Here is an 18,683-nt window from a genome sequence, read left to right as displayed (position 1 = left end):
TGGCCACCGGTTAATCTGCGGCCATGACCGCGAACCCGTACGACGCGTCGAGGATCACCCTCCTGGAGTTCGACGCGGGGGTGCGCGCCCGGCCGGGGACGTACTTCCGGTACGGGCAGGGCGACCCGCGGCTGCCGACCGCCGTACTGACCGCCGTCGCCGGGCACGTCCTGCACCCGGAGACGGCCCTCGCCCCGGCGCATTCCCTGAGCGCGCTCGTCGAGATCACCGGGGACCTCGCCTTCGCGGTGACCCTCGACGAGCCGCACGCCTGGCGGGACGCGCCCGCGCCCGGGTACTTCGGCTCCCTGCTCGGCCCCGCCTGGTACCTGCCCGCCGCAGCCGCGGCGCTGACCACGCGCACGGTGGTGGAGATGTGGTGCGGTGGCCGCCGCTTCCGGCAGGAACTGACGGGGTTGCGGCCCGCCACGCCGCCCCGTGAGCGGGCGGCGCCCGCCGCCGGCAGCGGGACGCGGTGGGAATTCGCCCTGGACGCCGGCTACTTCGGGCCGGGCGCGGCCCTGGCCGGGCAGCAGGGCCCGCTCGATACCTGCGCGCCGGACTGCGCGGAGGCCGCGGGGCCCGGCCGGGTGGTCGTCCGGGACCTGCGCGACGGCGGGCGAAGGGCCGGAGACTTCGTCAAAATCTGACGCAGCATCAGAAAATCTCTTCCCCCGGCCGGTCCGCTCGGGCATCCTGCCCCCATGGAGACGGAGCTGAGCAAGAGGCTGGGCATCGAGCACGCCATCTTCGGCTTCACGCCGTTCCCCGCCGTCGCGGCCGCGATCAGCCGGGCCGGCGGCATGGGGGTCCTCGGCGCGGTGCGCTACACCGCGCCCGACGAGCTGGCCCGGAGCCTGGAGTGGCTGGAGGCGCACGCCGACGGCCGCCCCTACGGGCTGGACGTCGTCATGCCGGCCAAGAAGGTGGAGGGCGTCAGCGAGGCGGACGTCGAGGCGATGATCCCCGAGGGGCACCGGGACTACGTCCGGGAGGTGCTGGCCAAGTACGGGGTGCCGGAGCTGGAGCCGGGCGATGCCACGGGCTGGCGCATCACGGGCTGGATGGAGCAGGTGGCCCGCTCGCAGCTCGACGTCGCCTTCGACTTCCCGATCGGCCTGCTCGCCAACGCGCTCGGCTCCCCGCCCCCGGACGTCGTACGGCGCGCCCACGAGCGGGGCGTCCCCGTCGCCGCCCTCGCCGGCAGCGCCCGGCACGCCCGCCACCACCAGGAGGCGGGCATCGACATCGTCGTCGCACAGGGCTACGAGGCCGGCGGGCACACCGGCGAGATCGGCGGCATGGTGCTCGTGCCCGAGGTCGTCCGTGCCGTCGACCCGCTGCCCGTGCTCGCCGCCGGAGGCATCGGCACCGGCGAACAGGCCGCCGCAGGACTGGCGCTGGGCGCACAGGGCGTGTGGCTCGGCTCGGTGTGGCTGACCACAACGGAGGCCGAACTGCCCTCCTCCGCCCTGGTCCGCAAGCTCCTCGCGGCCGGCTCCGGCGACACCGTCCGCTCGCGCGCCCTGACCGGCAAACCGGCCCGCCAGCTGCGCACCGAGTGGACCGACGCCTGGGACGACCCGGCCGGCCCCGCACCGCTGCCGATGCCCCTGCAGGGCCTGCTGGTCGCCGACGCGATCACCCGGATCCAGAAGTACGAGGTGGAGCCGCTGCTCGGCACGCCGGTCGGCCAGATCGTCGGCCAGATGCGCGAGGTACGCAGCGTCCAGGCCGTCTTCGACGACCTGACCCGGGGCTTCGAGCGGGCCCTGGACCGCATGAACCGCATCGCCGGACGCGGTTGAGGAGGCGGCCCCCATGACCTCGACCGCATCGGGCGCCCCCAACGGATTCTGGGCCCAGGCCGGCGCCGACCCGGAACGCGTCGTGCTCACCGCTCCCGACGGCGACCGGTGGAGCGCGCGGCGCTTGCACGAGGAGAGCAACCGCCTCGTCCACGGCCTGCGCGCGGCCGGACTGCGGACGGGCGACGCCTTCGCCGTCGTGCTGCCGAACGGCGCCGAGTTCTTCACGGCCTACCTCGCCGCCTTCCAGGCCGGGTTCTACCTCGTCCCGGTCAACCACCACCTGGTGGGGCCCGAGATCGCCTGGATCGTCGCCGACTCCGGCGCCAAGGTGCTCGTCGCCCACGAACGCTTCGCTGCGCAGGCCCGGGCCGCCGCCGACGAGGCGGGCCTGCCCGGGACGCACCGCTACGCCGTCGGCGCCGGGGGCATCGAGGGCTTCCGCCCGTACGCGGAGCTCACGGCCGGCCTGCCCGGCACCCCGCCGCAGGAGCGCACCACCGGCTGGGTCATGAACTACACCTCGGGCACCACCGGCCGCCCCCGCGGGATCCGGCGCGCCCTGTCCGGCAGGCCGCCGGAGGAGACGTACCTCGGCGGCTTCCTCGGCATCTTCGGCATCCGACCCTTCGACGGCAACGTCCACCTCGTCTGCTCGCCGCTCTACCACACGGCGGTGCTGCAGTTCGCCGGCGCCGCCCTGCACATCGGCCACCCGGTCGTCCTGATGGACAAGTGGACGCCCGAGGAGATGCTGCGGCTGATCGACGTCCACCGCTGCACGCACACCCACATGGTGCCCACGCAGTTCCACCGGTTGCTGGCCCTCCCGGAGGAGGTCAGGCGCCTTCACGACGTCTCCTCGATGCGGCACGCCATCCACGGCGCCGCGCCTTGCCCCGAGCACGTCAAGCGGGCCATGCTGGAGTGGTGGGGGCCGTGCGTCGAGGAGTACTACGCGGCCAGCGAGGGCGGCGGCACCTTCGCCTCCGCCGCCGAGTGGCTGAAGAGGCCCGGCACGGTCGGCAAGGCGTGGCCGATCAGCGAGATCGCCGTCCACGACGACGACGGCGAGCCCCTCCCGCCCGGCGAACTCGGCACCGTCTACATCAAGATGAACACCCCCGGCTTCCGCTACCACAAGGACGAGGCCAAGACCCGGGCGAGCCGCATCGGCGACTTCTTCACCGTCGGGGACCTGGGCTACCTGGACGAGGACGGCTACCTCTACCTCCGCGACCGCAAGATCGACATGATCATCTCCGGCGGGGTCAACGTCTACCCCGCCGAGATCGAGGCCGCCCTCCTCAGCCACCCCGCGGTCGCCGACGCGGCCGCGTTCGGCATCCCGCACGACGACTGGGGCGAGCAGGTCAAGGCCGTCGTGGAGCCCGCCCCCGGCCACGCACCGGGGCCGGAACTGGCCGCCGCCCTCCTGGCCCACTGCGAGGAGCGCCTGGCGGGGTACAAGCGCCCGCGGTCGGTGGACTTCGTCGCCGAGATGCCCCGCGACCCCAACGGCAAGCTCTACAAGCGCCGGCTCCGCGACCCGTACTGGGAGGGCCGCGCACGGCCCGTGTGACGGCGCGGCCGCCCGGCCCCGCCGGGGCGCCGGGCGGGGCGGCGGCGCCTACTGTGGAGGCGAGGCGAGGGAGGCACATCCGATGACCCGACCCGTCACCGTGGGCCTGGACGGCTCGCCGGAGAGCCGCGCCGCCATGCACTGGGCGGCGGGCGAGGCGCTGCGGCGAGCCGTGCCGCTGCGCCTGGTGCACGCCGGGGGACACCCCTACGGCGACGCGCTCGTGCGCGACGCCGCACGGGAGCTCGCCGAGCGCAGCCCGGAACTGCCCGTGACGACCGACGTGGCCGACGCCCCGCCGGCCGAACTGCTGGTCGCGGAGGCGGGACGCAGCGAACTGCTGGCGCTCGGCTCGCAGGGGCTCAGCGGGCTCAGCGGCTTCCTCCTCGGCTCGGTGGGGCAGACGACGCTGGCCCGCGCCGAGGGTCCCGTCGTGGTCGTCCGCACCGGTCAGGAGGAGGAGCCCGGTGACGACCGGCGGCCGGTGGTGCTCGGGTTCAGCCTGCGGAAGGGCGCCGACGAGGTGATCGCCTTCGCGGTGGAGGACGCGCGGCGGCGCGGGGCGCAGTTGCGGGTCGTCCACGCGTGGTCGTACCCGCCGACGTACGGGTACGTCCCCGCGGCCATGGACCCCACGTGCGGCGCGGAGATCTGCGCCGCGGAGCGGCACGCGGTGCAGGCCGCCCTGCTTCCGTGGCGTGAGGAGGCGCCCGGCGTGGAGATCACCGAGGAGGTCGCCGCGGGCAACGCCGCACAGCCGCTGGTGGACGCGGCGGCCGGGGCCTCGCTGCTGGTCGTCGGGCGGTGCCGCAACCGGCCCGGCGGCGTCGGCCCGCACCTCGGCCCCGTGGCGCACGCGGTGCTGCACCACGCGGCCTGCCCGGTGGCCGTCGTCCCGCACTGACGCCGGCGCGGACCGTTTCAGCCGACGGCGGAACGAATCGGCCCTCGGCGGAACGGGCGACGGCCGGGCGGGTGACGCACGCGCCGGCGGGTAGCGTCGCCCGGGTGAGCGATCTCAGCACCGTGCACGTGAACGGCATCCGGATGGCCTACCGCACCTGGGGCGAGCCGGACGCGCCGCCGCTCGTCCTGCTCCACGGACGCGGCTCGGACGGCGCCGACTGGCAGCCGGTCGCGCCCGCCCTCGCCGCGACCCACCGGGTGTACGCCCCCGACCTGCGCGGCCACGGGGCGAGCGACTGGCCGGGCGCGTACGCCTTCGAGGCGATGCGCGACGACGTCGCCGCGTTCCTGGACGCGCTCGGCCCCGGGCCGGTGGCGCTGGCCGGGCACTCGATGGGCGCGGTCGTCGCCTACCTGGTGGCCGCGCAGCGGTCGCCGCGGCTGACCGCGCTCGTCCTGGAGGAGCCCGTGCCGCCGGACCCGGAGGTGCCGCCGCGGGCCGTACCGTCGGGCCCGGCGGGGGACGAGTCCTGCGACTGGCGGGTCATCGCGGCCGTCAACCGCTGGCGCAACGCCCCCGACCCGGGCTGGTGGGACCTGCTGGCGACGATCGGCTGCCCCACCCTCGTCCTCGCCGGCGGGGCGGGCAGCCACGTCCCGCAGGACGGGATCGCGGCCGTCGCGGCCCGGGTGCCGGCGGCGCGGCTGGTGACCGTCGAGGCGGGGCACCTCGTCCACCGGGAACGCCCGGCGGACTTCCTCGCCGAGGTCAGCGCCTTCCTTCCGGCGCCCCGTCGCTGACCGGCAGCCCGGCCCGCAGCCACGCCTGGAAACCGCCCTCCAGGTCGGTGGCGCGGGTCAGGCCGACGTCCAGCAGGGAGGCCGCGGCGAGGCTGGAGGTGTAGCCCTCGGAGCACGCCACGATCCAGCGCACCCCGGGGCCGGTGGCCTCGGGGATCCTGGCGTCGCTGAGCGGGTCCAGGCGCCATTCGAGGACGTTGCGCTCGATCACCAGCGCGTCCGGGAAGCCCCCTTCCGCGGCCCGCTGCGCCGCCGGGCGGATGTCGACCAGCAGCGCCTCACCCGCGGCGAGCTCGGCCGCCGCGGCCTCGGGCCCGACCCGCAGCAGCCGGGCCCGGGCGCGGTCGAGCATCCGGTCGATGCCGGACCTGGCGGGGGTGGGCGGGTTCATCGGACGGCCTCCGGGGCGATGGCGGACGCGGACGTGGACGCGGCGGTGGACGCGGCCCCTGTCACGGTCAGGCCGCGTGACAGGGGGACGGCGCGGGGCACCGCCGAGGGCTCCGGCTCGTCCGTCAGCACGGTACGCGTGCGCCGCAGGGAGCGCGCGGCGTCGACCGCGTAGTACGACATCGCCGTGAGCGGCGGCGAGTACGCGTGCACGCTCACCGCGGGTGCGGCGGAGGCGTTGACGACGTCGTGGACGTGACCGAGCGGGAAGGCCGCATCGCGACCCGCGGCGAGTCCGCGGGTCGCGATGCGGCCGTGGCCCCGGTCGTCGTGGAGCCAGCGGTGCTCGGTGAGGGTGCCGGCGACGACGCTCAGGGCGCCGAGCGAGCCCGCGTGGTCGTGGAGTTCGGTGGAGGTGTCGCCGGGCCAGGTGATCAGCCAGACGTCCACGTAGGGGTCCTGGTGCAGCCGGGTGTACCAGCGGCGGTCGGACAGGTGGACGGGGAGGTGGACACCGGCCGCGACGGCGGCGGCGTAGCCGAGGACGAGCGCGCGCAGTTGGGGGAGGACGAGCGGGGTGGGACCGCTCGCCCGGTGGTGCAGGGCCATGGGAAGGGCTCCAGAGCGGGAACACGACGTGCCCCGGCAGGGCGGGGGCAGGTCATGGGGTGGCCGGGACGGGTGAGGTCAGCTCCGGCGACAGCTCTGGTCGAAGTGGTGCGCACGGCGTCCCGGCCACAGGGGGCCCAGGTTCCAGATGTTCGTGCGCATGCCGCCATGAAAGCACAGGACCGGCCGTTCCGTCGCGGCCACCGTCGCAGCCGTCACATGGGTGACACACGAGCGGCGACGATCCGCGCGCACTCCATCGACTCGGTGTGTGACGTGTCCACTTCGAGGTCGTAGACCACGCCCCGGTGCACCGCCTCCGCCTGCGCCGCCGCCATGCCCGCCACCCGGTCGCCCCGGGCGGTCTCACGGCCCGCCGCCACATCGGGCGGGCAGCGGACGCCCACCCACAGCACCACCAGGCCGTCCAGGGCGCGCCGCCAGCGGTCCTGCGAGGCGGCGCCGCCGAGGAACACCTCGTCGACCACCACCTTGGCCCCGGCGCGCGCCATGGCGGCGATGCCGGCCGTCCAGGCCTCGTCCAGCGCCTTGAAGGCGTCGCCCACCGACACGCTCCCGTCCGCGCCGAAGCCGATGCCCGCGCCGGACCCGGCCCCGGAGCCGCGCAGTCCCGCGGGCAGGCCGTCGACCAGGGTGTCCGTGCCGAACGTCAGCCAGGGCTCGGGCAGCAGCACCGCCTGCAGACAGCGCGCGATGCCCGACTTGCCCGAGCTGGAGCCGCCGTTGAGCACGATCACCTGGTACGCCACCGCGCCAGGCTAGGCGGCCGCCCGGCCGGTCGCGAGCGGATTGCGGGCGACGGGGCGGGCGAAGCGCCACGCCGCCGGGCGCGGGAGCCGTGTTGCCGCCTGCCCTGCGGGGAGGCCTGGGTTCGGGGTGCGTCGTGATCGTCTGCGCGTGACGCGGCCGCGGGTCCCGACGGGTACGTCCACCCGCTCGGGATACCGGTCCGCGCCGGTGCGTACTTCGCGTACATCGGCGCGGCCGCGACGACGGCGATGGTCTTCGTGACCGGGGACCGCTGCCTCCACGGCGTGGCGCGGGGGTGAATGGGGTCGGTCAGGGCCGGGTCCCCGGCGGGCTGTCCAGGGCGCGGCGGGCGAGGCGCCGCAACCGGTGTGCCTCGGCGGGGAGCAGGTTCGGGTCACCGAGGCGGGCGGCGATCGCCTCGGCCATGCGCGGGGCTGGGTCGGTGACGGTGGCGCGCAGGAAGCCGGCGACGAACAGGCGCAGTCCGGCGTCGCGGGCCGGCCCCAGGCTGACGCCGCGCAGGATGGCGAGGGTCAGCGCGGTGTCGGCGGCGGGGTCGCCGCCGGCGGCGTTGCTCCAGTCGATCAGCACCGGGCCGTCCGCGGTGAGGATCACGTTCTCCGGGTGCAGGTCGAGGTGGAGGACGCGGTCCGCGGCGGGCTCCCCGGTGGCGAAGCGGCGGCGGAGCCAGCCGGGTGCCGGGACGTCGTGCAGGGCCGCCTGCAGCCCGGCGAGCAGGCGGCCGTGGGCGTGGGCCCGCCAGGGCCTGCGGGCCAGGTCCTGCGCCATGGTGGGCCCGGTGAGGCGGTCCATGACGAGGTCGGTGCCGTCCGCGTCGTGCACCCGCGGCACGGCGAACCCCACCCCGGCCAGGTGCGCCATCACCCGGGCCTCCTCGTGGGCGGAACCGCCGTGCCGGTAGCGGCGCAGGACCCGTGCCGCGTCGAGGGCGTAGACGTCGGCGTCGCGGCCCGCGCCGATCAGCTCCACAGTGCCTTCGCCAGCTCCGCGGCCGGGGCCACCGTCCCGAAGCGCGGGAGGGATTGCGTGACCGCGGCCTCGTGCTCCGCGGCGCTGAGCGCCGTCATCGCGTCCTCGGCGAAGTGCAGCGCGTACCCGTGGTCGGCCGCGGCGCGGGCCGTGGACTCGACGCCCATGTTCGTCGCGATGCCGGCGACGACGAGGGTGTCGACCCCGCGCTCCCGCAACTGCCCGTCCAGGCCGGTGCCGTGGAAGGCGCCCACGGTCCGTTTGACGACCACGAGGTCGCCCTCCCGTTCCAGCCCGTCGACCAACTCGCTGCCCGGCGGCTGCTCGTCGACGCCGGGGCGCTCCACCCGCACCAGCACGACCGGCGCTCCCGCCTCCCGGAACGCCGTCGCGAGTCCGAGCGAGGCGAGCACGACCTCCTCACCGGACCGCGGCGCCAACGGCAGTTCCACGATGCGTTCCATCAGGTCGATCACGACAAGTGCGGTGCGCTGGGGTTCGAGACGCGTCATGGGCACACCTTAAGTACCGGGACCGGCCGCGCGCAGGGCCGCCCGTCGATCAGGTGTCCGCACCGCGCTCAGCCCTCCGGCGGGAGCAGTTCGAGGCCCTCGCCGGCCGTGCCGTCCCGGTCCACCGCGGACAGGCGCACCCGTTCGCCGGGCCGGACGGCCACCAGCACGAGGGGCGAGAGCAGGGGCTTCTCCAGCACCGAATGTGCCGTGTACGACGACGCCCGCCCGAGGCCGTACCTCTCGACCCGGAGGCGGTCGACGCGCGCGCCCACCAGCAGCTCGCTGAAGCCCACGAGTTCCGCCCCCTCCTCCTCGCCCTCGAAGCCGCCGCGTCCCGTGAGCAGCAGGGACTCGGACGAGGAGAGCACGGTGAACGCCGCGTCGTCCGGGCCCGGTTCCCACCAGGGGTCGCGCGCGCGGTCCCAGGCGTACGCGCCTCCGGACAGGTGCTCGGCCCGTGTCCACCGCCCGTCCGGACCGGGCGTGGACCAGTACAGCTCGGTCGCGGGGAACCCGTCCCTCCTGCGGTGCAGGAGGAGGACGAACCCGAGGTCGTCGTCGGTCCAGAGGTCGGCCACGACGGGGCCGGCGTCCAGGTCCACGCTCCGTACGCCCCCGGGCGTGCCACCGGGGGCGTACGGGCCCCGTTCCAGGGCCGCCGTCGCGATGTCCGCCATGCTCCGTCGCATGGCCGTCCATGGTGCCACGGGCCGGTGTGCCGCCCGGTGTTCAGCCCCCGGCCGCGCCCCGCGCGGCCACCGTGCGGGCCCAGCGGTAGTCGGCCTTGCCGCTGGGCGAGCGCTGGATCAGGGGGGTGAGGACGAGGCTGCGCGGCACCTTGTAGCCCGCGAGGCGGGCCCGGCAGTGGGTCTGCAGGTCCTCCAGGGAGAGCGCGGGGGCGCCCTCGCGGAGCTGGACGACGGCCGAGACGTGGTGCCCCCACTTCGCGTCGGGCACGCCGGCGACCAGGGCGTCGTACACGTCGGGGTGGGCCTTCAGCGCCTCCTCGACCTCCTCCGGGTAGACCTTCTCGCCACCGGTGTTGATGCACTGCGAGCCGCGTCCGAGCACGGTGACGATGCCCTCGTCGTCGACGGTGGCCATGTCGCCCAGCAGCACCCACCGTTCCCCGTCGCGTTCGAAGAAGGTCCGGGCGGTCTTGCCGGGGTCGTTGTAGTAGCCCAGCGGCACGTGGCCGCGCAGCGCGATGCGGCCCGGTTCGCCCGGGGCGGCCGGCTTGAGGGAGCCGGGGTCGACCACCGCGATGTGCGCGCTGACGCGCAGCCGGAAGCCCCTGCGCGGGCCGGAGTCCTCCGTGGCGGTGCCGTTGAAACCGGACTCGGACGAGCCGAAGTTGTTGAGGATCATGCAGTTCGGGGCCAGTGCCTGGAACTGCGCGCGCACGGTCTCGGAGAGGATCGCGCCGGAACTGGAGAGGCTGAACAGCGAGGAGACGTCGGTGTCCGCCAGCGGCCCGCCCAGGGCGTCGGCGAGCGGCCGCAGCATGGCGTCGCCCACCAGGGAGACGCTGGTGACCCTCTCGCGCTCGATGGTGCGCAGCACCTCCTCGGGGACGTACTTGCTGTGGACGACGACCTTCTGGCCGTAGTGGAAGCCGATGAAGGCGGTCAGCGTGGAGGTGCCGTGCATCAGCGGCGCGGTGGGGAAGAAGACCAGTCCCTCGCCGCCGGCCGCGACCCGTTCGGCGAGCTCTTCGGGGCGCGAGACGGGGACCCCGGTGGGGGCGCCGCCGCCCATGCCGGAGAAGAACAGGTCCTCGTGGCGCCACATGACGCCCTTGGGCATCCCCGTCGTGCCGCCGGTGTAGATGACGAAGCGGTCGCCCGCGGAGCGGGCCGGGAAGTCGCGTTCGGGCGAGCCGGAGGCCTCGGCCTCGGCGAAGCCGACGGGTGCGACGGCGGGTTCGGGCGCGTCCGGGGGCGCGGCGCCCACCCGTATCAGGTGGCGCAGCCGTTCGGTGCGGGGGAGGGCGGCCGCGACGCGGCCGGTGAACCCGGCGTCGAAGACGAGCGCGGTGAGGTCGGCGTCGCGGTAGAGGTAGGCCAGCTCGTCCGCGACGTAGCGGTAGTTGACGTTGACCGGGACGGCGCGGATCTTCATGCAGGCCAGCGCGGTCTGCAGGTACTCGACGCCGTTGAGGAGGTGCAGGCCCACGTGCTCGCCGGGGGCGACGCCCTGCGCCGCCAGGTGGTGCGCGAGGCGGTTGGCCGCGGCGTCGAGCTGCGCGTACGTCAGCCGCCGCTCGGCCCCCGTGCCGGGGTGGTCGAGGTGGACCAGCGCCTCGCGGCCGGGCACGGTGTCGGCGACCGATTCGAAGAGGTCGGCAAGGTTGTACTCCACGGCGCTCCTCCTGACCGGGGGCCGGGGGACCGGCTGCACGACCGGCTCCCAGCCGGTCATCAGAGCACCCCGCGAGGGGGCTGTGAAGGGGTCCCGCGGCAAGAATCTGACTGACAGTCAGAAAAGTATTGAACTCGGCCTGCGCCTACTGCAACCTGTTCTAGGTCCGGTACGCGACGCGGGAGGACGGCGATGGGCGGCACCGAACACCTCACGGTGGAGCGCGTCGGCGCGACACTCGTACTGACCCTCGACCGGCCGGAGGCGCGCAACGCGCTCTCCCTGCCCATGCTCGTGGGCCTCCACGACGGCTGGATGGAGGCCGACCGGGACGACGCGATCCGCTCCGTGGTGCTGACCGGCGCCGGCGGGACCTTCTGCTCGGGCATGGACCTCAAGGCCCTCGCCGCCGACGGCGGGACGGACGGCCGGCCGTACCGGGAACGGCTCACCGCCGACCCCGACCTGCACTGGAAGGCCATGCTGCGCCACCACCGCCCCCGCAAGCCGGTGATCGCCGCCGTCGAGGGGGCCTGCGTCGCGGGCGGCACCGAGATCCTCCAGGGCACCGACATCCGCGTCGCTGCGGAGAGCGCGGTCTTCGGCCTGTTCGAGGTACGCCGCGGCCTCTTCCCCATCGGCGGCTCCACCGTCCGCCTCGCCCGCCAGATCCCGCGCACGCACGCCCTGGAGATGCTGCTCACCGGCCGCCCCTACACCGCGGCTGAGGCCGAGCGGATCGGGCTGGTCGGCCACGTGGTCCCCGACGGCACCGCCCTGGACAAGGCCCTGGAGATCGCCGCACTGGTCAACGCCAACGGCCCGCTGGCCGTCGAGGCCGTCAAGGCCTCCGTCTACGAGACCGCGGAGATGACCGAGGCCGAGGGACTGAGGTCCGAACTGGAGCGCGGCTGGCCCGTCTTCGCCACCGCCGACGCCAAGGAGGGCGCCAGGGCCTTCGGGGAGAAGCGCCCGCCCGTCTACCGCCGCGCCTGACACGAGAGGTCACCACGCCATGCCCGAACCGCTCACCGCGCCCCTCGTCGTCGAGTTCCCCTTCACGCGCTCCCTCGGGCCGGTGCAGAGCGCCTTCCTCACCGGCCTGCGCGCGCGGACCGTCCTCGGCGTGCGCACCGGCGACGGCCGCGTCCTCGTCCCGCCGGTCGAGTACGACCCGGTCACCGCCGAGGAGTTGCGCGACCTCGTCGAGGTCGGCACCACCGGCACCGTGACCACCTGGGCCTGGAACCCGTCCCCGCGCCCCCAGCAGCCGCTGGCCACCCCCTTCGCCTGGGTCCTGGTCCGCCTCGACGGCGCCGACACCGCGCTGCTGCACGTCCTGGACGCACCCGGCCCGGAGGCGGTGCGCACCGGCATGCGCGTCCGCGTCCGCTGGGCCGGCCTGCGCACCGGCGCCGTCACCGACATCGCCTGCTTCGAACCCGCCGGGGACGACGCCGGCGGCGAGACCGTCGCGACGGCGCACACCGGCGCCTTCGCCGAGCCCGTCACCGGCATCACCGTGCCCGCCCGCCTGGAGTACACCTACGCCCCCGGCCGGGCCCAGAGCCGCTACCTGGCGGGTCTGGCCGAGCGCCGCACCCTCGGCGAGCGCTGCCCCTCCTGCCGCAAGGTCTACGTCCCGCCCCGGGGCGCCTGCCCCACCTGCGGCGTCGCCACCGACGAGCAGGTCGAGGTCGGCCCGCGCGGCACCGTCACCACCTACTGCATCGTCAACATCAAGGCCAGGAGCCTCGACATCGAGGTGCCGTACGTCTACGCCCACATCGCCCTCGACGGCGCCGGACTCGCCCTGCACGGCCGCATCGGCGGCATCCCGTACGACCGGGTGCGCATGGGCCTGCGCGTCGAACCCGTCTGGAGCGACGACGGGGGCTACCCCGACCACTACCGGCCGACCGGAGAGCCCGACGCCGACTACGACACCTACAAGGAGCTGCTGTGACCACGCGGACGAGGCGGGAGGCGCGCCGGGAGGTGGCCGTCGTGGCCTTCGCCCAGACCCGGCACGTGCGCGACAGCGCCGCGCTCTCCGAGGTCGAGATGCTGATGCCGGTGCTGCACGAGGCGCTGGACCGGGTCGGCCTGACCGCGGGCGAGATCGGCTTCACCTGCTCGGGCTCCTGCGACTACCTGGCGGGCCGGGCCTTCTCCTTCACCATGGCGCTCGACGGGGTCGGGGCCTGGCCGCCGATCTCCGAGTCCCACGTGGAGACCGACGGTGCCTGGGCGCTGTACGAGGCCTGGGTCAAGCTGCTCACCGGTGAGGCCGACACCGCACTGGTCTACTCCTACGGCAAGTCCTCACCGGGGCGGCTGCGGGACGTGCTGACCCGCCAGCTCGACCCCTACTACCTGGCACCGCTGTGGCCCGACTCCGTCGCCCTGGCCGCGCTCCAGGCCCAGGCGCTGATCGACGCCGGCGACACCGACGAGGCCGCGCTCGCCGCCGTCGCCGGCCGCAACCGGACGGCAGCCGTCGCCAACCCGTACGCGCAGGAGTCCGGCGACCGGCCGCAGGGGGAGTACGTGGTGCGGCCGCTGCGCCGGGGCGACTGCCCGCCGGTCGGCGACGGCGCGGCCGCGGTCGTGTTGGCCGCCGGGGACACCGCACGGCGGCTGTGCGCGCGCCCCGCCTGGATCCGCGGCATGGACCACCGCATCGAGGCCCATTCGCTCGGGGTCCGCGACCTCACCGACTCGCCCTCCACCCGGCTGGCCGCGGAACGCGCGGGGGCCTTCGACGCGCCCGTGGACACCGCCGAGCTCCACGCCCCCTTCACCTCCCAGGAGGTCGTGCTCCGCAAGGCACTCCGCCTGGGGGACGACGTCGTGGTCAACCCCTCGGGCGGACCGCTCGCCGCGAACCCCGTGATGGCCGCCGGCCTGGTCCGGCTCGGCGAGGCCGCCGCCCGCATCCACCGCGGAGCGTCCCGCCGGGCGCTCGCCCACGCCACGTCCGGGCCCTGCCTGCAGCAGAACCTGGTCGCCGTCCTGGAAGGAGAGGACCGATGAGCACGGTGACCGGCAGGGAACCCGTCGCGGTCGTCGGCGTCGGCCAGACCCACCACACCTCGGCGCGGCACGACGTCTCCATCGCGGGACTGGTCCGCGAGGCCGCCCACCGCGCCCTGGTGGACGCGTCGATGACCTGGGCGGACGTCGACGCGGTCGTCATCGGCAAGGCCCCGGACTTCTTCGAGGGTGTGATGATGCCCGAGCTGTACCTCGCCGACGCCCTCGGCGCGGTGGGCAAGCCGATGATGCGGGTGCACACCGCGGGTTCGGTCGGGGGCTCCACCGCGCTGGTCGCCACGAGCCTGGTCGCGGCACGGGTCCACCGCACCGTCCTCACCCTCGCCTTCGAGAAGCAGTCCGAGTCCAACGCGATGTGGGGGCTGTCCCTGCCCGTCCCCTTCCAGCAGCCCCTGCTGGCCGGGGCGGGCGGCTTCTTCGCGCCGCACGTACGCGCCTACATGCGCCGCACGGGCGCTCCCGACACCGTCGGCGCGCTCGTCGCGTACAAGGACCGGCGCAACGCGCTGCGGAACCCGTACGCCCATCTGCACGAGGAGGACATCACGCTGGAGAAGGTGCGCTCCTCGCCCATGCTCTGGGACCCGATCCGCTACTCCGAGACCTGCCCGTCCTCCGACGGGGCCTGCGCGATGGTGCTCACCGACGAGGCGGGCGGCCGCCGCGCCCCGGGACCGGTGGCCTGGGTGCACGGCGGGGCGATGCGCAGCGAGCCCACGATGTTCGCGGGCAAGGACTTCGTCAGCCCGCGGGCCGGGCGCGACTGCGCGGCCGACGTCTACCGGCAGTCGGGCGTCACCGATCCGCGGCGGCAGATCGACGTCGTCGAGATGTACGTGCCGTTCTCCTGGTACGAGCCGATGTGGCTGGAGAACCTCGGCTTCGCGGAGGAGGGCGAGGGCTGGAAGCTCACCGAGGCGGGGGTGACGGAGTCCGACGGCGACCTGCCCGTCAACCCTTCGGGTGGTGTGCTGTCCACCAACCCGATCGGCGCCTCGGGGATGATCCGCTTCGCCGAGGCCGCCCTCCAGGTGCGCGGCACCGCGGGCGGGCACCAAGTGGACGGCGCACGCCGGGCGCTCGGGCACGCATATGGCGGCGGTTCGCAGTTCTTCGCCATGTGGATGGTCGGATCCGGGCACCCCGGAGAGTGAAGCGGGCATGAACCGGTACCCGGTCCGGGCAGGTTCTCCCATGACCTGTCCGGGCCCCGGCACGGTCGCTAGGCTGGCCCGGACGACGGAGTCGGGAGGAGAGCGGACGTGGCCGAGAGCACGATCGGATCGCCGTTGGCCAACGGGAAGAAGCCGCAGCTTGATCTGGCCAACGCAACATGGCAGTCGAGCAGCCAGGGCACAGGAGACGTCCAGATCGCCTTCGTCGAGGGCTACATCGCCATGAGGGACGGCCGGAGCCCCGAGGGGCCCTCGCTGATCTTCACCCCGGCGGAGTGGCGGGCCTTCGTCCTCGGGGCCCGCGACGGCGAGTTCGACCTCACCTGACGGACCCCCACGGGCGCGTCCGGCGGCCCGCCCTCGCCCGCGGAGGCGAGCCACCGGCGCACCCCCGGCGCGCGGGGCGCCGCCCGTGCGCCTGCCCGTCGCCTCCCGGGCACATGCACCCGACGGCACGTCATGACGCCGTCGCCCGGGCATGTGCCGGAGGCATCGTGGGCGGTGCGTTCCCGCATGTGGGCGCACCTGATCGAGCAGGGTCGATCATTCCCCGGACGGTTGTGAACAGCCGTCACCAGTTCGCATTTATCCACTCACGCTCGGTCCCTGGTGGCGTACGCTGAGGAACCACCGGACAGGCGTCCGGGCATCACCGGTGCGCCCCCGGCGCGCGCCGGATCAGGGGCAGGGGGTGCACTATGGCGCGGCGCACACCGAAGTCCCGGCGACCGCTCCTCGAACGCGAGGCCGAACTCGTGGCCGTCGACGAGGCGCTGGCGGAACTCACGGGCATACGGACCCAGGGGGACCACCCCCGCAGCGGCACCCGGCGCGGTGGCGTCCTCGCCTTCGCGGCCCCCGCGGGCCTCGGCAAGACCACCCTGCTCGCGGAGACCCGGCGCCGGGCCTCCGCCCTCGGCTGCACCGTCCTGTACGCCCGCGGCGGCGACCAGGAGCAGGGCGTCGCCTTCCACGTGGCCCGCCAGCTGCTCCAGCCCCAGCTCGCCGGAGCCGGCGACGAGGTGCTCCGCTCCACCCTCGGCAGCTGGTACGGCATCGTCGGCCCCGCCCTGGGGCTGTGCACCGACGGCGAGGGCGCGCCCCCCGACCCGCAGGGCCTCGCGGACGGGCTCGACTGGGTCCTGACCCACATCGCCGTCCGCCGCGCCCCCGTGGTCCTCGTGCTCGACGACGCCCACTGGGCCGACCCCGAGTCCCTGGGCTGGCTGGCCGCCTTCGCGCCCCGCGCCGAGGAACTCCCGATGCTCGTCGTCGTGGCCTACCGCCCCGACGAACTCCCCGCCCACGCCGAGGCGTTCCGCGGGCTGCCGGACCGCTCCGGGACCCGCCCGCTCGGCCTGGAACCGCTCAGCGCCGCCGCCATCGGCCGGCTCGTCCGCGACGCCGTGGGCGAGCACGCCGACGAGGCCTTCTGCCGCGAGGCCTGGGCCGTCACCGCCGGCAACCCCTTCGAGGCCGTGGAGCTCACCGCCAAGGTCCTCGACCGCGCGCTGCGGCCCGACGAGACCAGCGCGCACCTCCTGCGCGACCTCGCCGCCGCCGCCAAGGGCAGCGGACTCATCGCCCGCCTGGAGCGCCTGGGCACCTCCACCGTCCGCATGGCGTGGGCCTCCGCCGTCCTCGGCACGTCCATCTCGCCGGCCATCGCGGCGAGCGTGGCGGGCCTGGGCGGCGAGGAGGCCGCCGACGCCGCGGACCGGCTGCGCAAGGCCCGCATCCTCACCGGCAGCGACGTCCTGGAGTTCGTCCACCCCCTCATCGCCACCGCCGTGTACCGGGCGATCCCCGACGCCGTCCGGGTCGCCCTGCACGGCCAGGCCGCCTGGTCCGTCGTGGACGCGGGGCTCGGCCCCTCCGCCGCCGCACGCCACCTGCTGGAGACCCACCCCGAGGGCGACCCCTGGGTCGTCGCCCAGCTGCGCCAGGCCGCCCGGGACACCGCCCGGGCCGGCGCCCCCGACGCGGCCCGCCGCTACCTCGCCCGCGCGCTGCGCGAGCCGCCGCCGTTCGAGGACCGGGCGTCCGTCCTCTTCGAGCTGGGCTGCTCCTCCCTGCTCACCGAGCCGGCCACCACCGTCAACCACCTGCGCGCCGCGCTCGAGGAACCGATCGTCGACCCGGCGCTGCGCGACGCGATCACCTACCGGCTCTCCCAGGCGCTGGCCCACTCCGACCGGCTCGGCGAGGCCGCCGACACCGTGGGCCAGGCCGCCCGTACCGCCACCAACGCGCGGGCCCGGCTGCGGATGCAGGAAGAGCAGTTCATGTGGGACGCCTTCCGCTCCGACGAACCCGACTCCCCGGCCCGCTCCCGCCGGCTGGCCCGCCTCGCCGACCGGCTGTCCGGACGCGACCTGACCGAGCGCTACATCATCGGCCTGCGCGCCTGGGACGCCACCCTCCGCGGCGAGACCGCCGAGACCGCGTTGCGGCACTCCGACCGCGCCCTCGTCGGCGGCCTGCCCTGGGCCAGCGAGGACTTCGGTTTCGAGGTCCCGGTCCTGGTCGCGATGACGTACATGTACGCCGACCGGCCCGGCCGCGCCGAGGAGCTCTTCGCCGCCGGCATCGGCGACTACGAGCGCCAGGGATGGCGCGGCGCCCACCTCGCCTTCGGCTACTCCCTGCTCGGCTACGTCCGTTACCGCCGCGGCCGGCTCGCCGAGGCCGAGGACTTCGCCCGCGACGGCCTCCGCCTCGCCGACCGTGTCGGCCGCGGCACCCCCGTCGTCTGGTACACGGTGGCGATCCTCGTCGAGATCCTGCTCGCCCGCGGCCGGGTCCGCGAGGCCGCGGCCCTCGCCGAGGAGTACGACTTCTGCGAGCCGTTCCCGGCGGCCGTCACCTTCCCGGACGCCCAGACGGTCTACGGCGAGCTGCTGCTCGCCCGGGGCCTGGTCAACGAGGCCATCGCCCAGCTCGAGGCGTGCGGCCGGCGGCTCGACCCCCGGGGCATGCGCAACCCCGCATGGTCCCCGTGGCAGCTCCACCTCGCCCTCGCCGAGGTCCGGGAGACCCCGCAGCGGGCCCGTGCCACCGCGGCCGACGCCGTCGAGCGCGCCCGCCAGTACGGCACGGCGTCCGCGATCGGCCAGGCGCTGCGGGTCTCCGCCGAGGTGGCCGAGGAGCCCGACCGGCTCAAGCTGCTGCACGAGGCCGTCGCGCACCTGGAGCGCTCGCCCGCCGGTTACGAGCTGGCCCGGGCCCTGGTCGACCACGGCGCCGCCCTGCGCCGCGAGGCCCGGCTCCAGGAGGCGGCCGAGCAGCTCTACCGGGGCCTGGAGACCGCCGTCCAATGCGGCGCCGACACACTCGCCGAACGTGCCCGCGACGAACTCGCCGCCGCCGGACTGCGCCCCCGAAGGCTCCGCACGACCGAGACCGACGCCCTCACCGCCCAGGAACGGGCGGCCGCCTCACGGGCCGCGCGCGGCGAGGACGACGAGCAGATCGCCGTGGGTCTGGACACCGACGTCGAGGGCGTCACCCGGTTGCTCTCCGCCGTCTACCGCAAGATCGGCACCGACCGGGCGGGCCTCGCCAGGGCCCTGGCGCCCTGAGGCCCTCCCGTCCGAGCGGCTCACCCGCCACCGCCGCGAGGCGCCCGGGTGTCCTCCTGCCAGGCCACTCGACCGCTCCGGTGGCGCGGCGAGCGCCGCGGGGCGGGCGAGACTTCGGCGACGGGGCCGGGCGGCCG

18 protein-coding genes and 1 pseudogene are annotated in these 18,683 nt (G+C 75.1%); 12 read left to right on the top strand and 7 right to left on the bottom strand.

The genetic code is table 11. The features are described from left to right. The first annotated feature begins 23 nt into the window (after positions 1-23). The 5 genes from ABZ479_RS20945 to ABZ479_RS20925 all read left to right on the top strand — a co-directional run bounded on the left by ABZ479_RS20945 (position 24) and on the right by ABZ479_RS20925 (position 5,097). Positions 24-650, top strand: coding sequence for a hypothetical protein (locus tag ABZ479_RS20945; protein ID WP_500462991.1), 627 nt, complete (start codon positions 24-26; stop codon positions 648-650). Positions 651-704: 54 nt separating this feature from the next. Next, entirely contained in the window at positions 705-1,808 is a 1,104-nt protein-coding gene (locus ABZ479_RS20940) for an NAD(P)H-dependent flavin oxidoreductase (RefSeq protein WP_500462990.1), read from the top strand. A 13-nt stretch (positions 1,809-1,821) separates the two neighbouring features. Continuing rightward, positions 1,822-3,390 (top strand): acyl-CoA synthetase, encoded by a 1,569-nt coding sequence (locus ABZ479_RS20935; RefSeq protein WP_500462989.1) that lies wholly within the window; start codon positions 1,822-1,824, stop codon positions 3,388-3,390. Positions 3,391-3,472: 82 nt separating this feature from the next. Then, positions 3,473-4,294 carry a universal stress protein gene (locus ABZ479_RS20930; RefSeq protein WP_500462988.1) on the top strand — a complete coding sequence of 274 codons (822 nt, stop codon included), beginning with the start codon at positions 3,473-3,475 and terminating at the stop codon, positions 4,292-4,294. Positions 4,295-4,398: 104 nt separating this feature from the next. Continuing rightward, a complete protein-coding gene (locus tag ABZ479_RS20925) occupies positions 4,399-5,097 on the top strand; it encodes an alpha/beta fold hydrolase (protein WP_500462987.1) in 699 nt (232 codons plus the stop codon). Here the strand turns inward: ABZ479_RS20925 and ABZ479_RS20920 are convergent. The 3 genes from ABZ479_RS20920 to cpt all read right to left on the bottom strand — a co-directional run bounded on the left by ABZ479_RS20920 (position 5,066) and on the right by cpt (position 6,866). Further along, positions 5,066-5,488 (bottom strand): rhodanese-like domain-containing protein, encoded by a 423-nt coding sequence (locus tag ABZ479_RS20920; protein ID WP_499607360.1) that lies wholly within the window; start codon positions 5,486-5,488, stop codon positions 5,066-5,068. The two genes, ABZ479_RS20925 and ABZ479_RS20920, sit on opposite strands and share 32 nt — an antisense overlap. After that, positions 5,485-6,096, bottom strand: a complete 612-nt coding sequence (locus ABZ479_RS20915) for a cysteine dioxygenase (RefSeq protein WP_500462986.1) — start codon at positions 6,094-6,096, stop codon at positions 5,485-5,487. The genes ABZ479_RS20920 and ABZ479_RS20915 overlap by 4 nt, the downstream gene beginning before the upstream one ends. A 215-nt stretch (positions 6,097-6,311) precedes the next feature. After that, positions 6,312-6,866 carry a chloramphenicol phosphotransferase CPT gene (cpt, locus tag ABZ479_RS20910; protein ID WP_500462985.1) on the bottom strand — a complete coding sequence of 185 codons (555 nt, stop codon included), beginning with the start codon at positions 6,864-6,866 and terminating at the stop codon, positions 6,312-6,314. A 138-nt stretch (positions 6,867-7,004) separates the two neighbouring features. Here cpt and ABZ479_RS20905 point away from each other — a divergent pair. Next, positions 7,005-7,151: pseudogene (locus ABZ479_RS20905) on the top strand (MFS transporter); the annotation flags it as partial. 25 nt (positions 7,152-7,176) lie between these two features. Here ABZ479_RS20905 and ABZ479_RS20900 read toward each other — a convergent pair. From ABZ479_RS20900 to ABZ479_RS20885, 4 genes are all read right to left on the bottom strand, one after another. Beyond that, positions 7,177-7,857 carry a phosphotransferase gene (locus tag ABZ479_RS20900; protein ID WP_500462984.1) on the bottom strand — a complete coding sequence of 227 codons (681 nt, stop codon included), beginning with the start codon at positions 7,855-7,857 and terminating at the stop codon, positions 7,177-7,179. After that, positions 7,848-8,369, bottom strand: a complete 522-nt coding sequence (locus ABZ479_RS20895; RefSeq protein WP_500462983.1) for an isochorismatase family protein — start codon at positions 8,367-8,369, stop codon at positions 7,848-7,850. Before ABZ479_RS20895 ends, ABZ479_RS20900 begins: the two co-directional genes overlap by 10 nt. A gap of 68 nt (positions 8,370-8,437) precedes the next feature. Then, positions 8,438-9,061 carry a hypothetical protein gene (locus ABZ479_RS20890; RefSeq protein WP_500462982.1) on the bottom strand — a complete coding sequence of 208 codons (624 nt, stop codon included), beginning with the start codon at positions 9,059-9,061 and terminating at the stop codon, positions 8,438-8,440. A gap of 40 nt (positions 9,062-9,101) precedes the next feature. Beyond that, positions 9,102-10,733, bottom strand: coding sequence for an acyl-CoA synthetase (locus ABZ479_RS20885; RefSeq protein ID WP_500462981.1), 1,632 nt, complete (start codon positions 10,731-10,733; stop codon positions 9,102-9,104). A gap of 192 nt (positions 10,734-10,925) precedes the next feature. Between ABZ479_RS20885 and ABZ479_RS20880 the strand changes: the two genes are divergently transcribed. The 6 genes from ABZ479_RS20880 (at position 10,926) to ABZ479_RS20855 (ending at position 18,546) form a co-directional block, all read left to right on the top strand. Next, positions 10,926-11,729 carry a crotonase/enoyl-CoA hydratase family protein gene (locus tag ABZ479_RS20880; RefSeq protein WP_500462980.1) on the top strand — a complete coding sequence of 268 codons (804 nt, stop codon included), beginning with the start codon at positions 10,926-10,928 and terminating at the stop codon, positions 11,727-11,729. Positions 11,730-11,748: 19 nt separating this feature from the next. Continuing rightward, positions 11,749-12,699 carry an OB-fold nucleic acid binding domain-containing protein gene (locus tag ABZ479_RS20875; RefSeq protein WP_500462979.1) on the top strand — a complete coding sequence of 317 codons (951 nt, stop codon included), beginning with the start codon at positions 11,749-11,751 and terminating at the stop codon, positions 12,697-12,699. Further along, positions 12,696-13,769: a thiolase family protein gene (locus ABZ479_RS20870; RefSeq protein WP_500462978.1), complete on the top strand. Its 1,074-nt coding sequence runs from the start codon at positions 12,696-12,698 to the stop codon at positions 13,767-13,769. Before ABZ479_RS20875 ends, ABZ479_RS20870 begins: the two co-directional genes overlap by 4 nt. Next, positions 13,766-14,944, top strand: a complete 1,179-nt coding sequence (locus tag ABZ479_RS20865; protein ID WP_500462977.1) for a thiolase family protein — start codon at positions 13,766-13,768, stop codon at positions 14,942-14,944. The genes ABZ479_RS20870 and ABZ479_RS20865 overlap by 4 nt, the downstream gene beginning before the upstream one ends. Positions 14,945-15,052: 108 nt before the next feature. Then, positions 15,053-15,292, top strand: coding sequence for a DUF397 domain-containing protein (locus ABZ479_RS20860; RefSeq protein ID WP_018561140.1), 240 nt, complete (start codon positions 15,053-15,055; stop codon positions 15,290-15,292). A gap of 371 nt (positions 15,293-15,663) precedes the next feature. Continuing rightward, on the top strand, positions 15,664-18,546 hold the full coding sequence (locus tag ABZ479_RS20855; RefSeq protein WP_500462976.1) for an ATP-binding protein: 2,883 nt from the start codon (positions 15,664-15,666) through the stop codon (positions 18,544-18,546). Positions 18,547-18,683: the final 137 nt, after the last annotated feature.

Source organism: Streptomyces sp. NPDC005722 (assembly GCF_040630935.1).
Classification (GTDB): Bacteria; Actinomycetota; Actinomycetes; order Streptomycetales; family Streptomycetaceae; genus Actinacidiphila.
The sequence above is the reverse complement of the archived record's forward strand: the minus strand, read 5'-3'. Positions and strand labels throughout refer to the sequence as shown.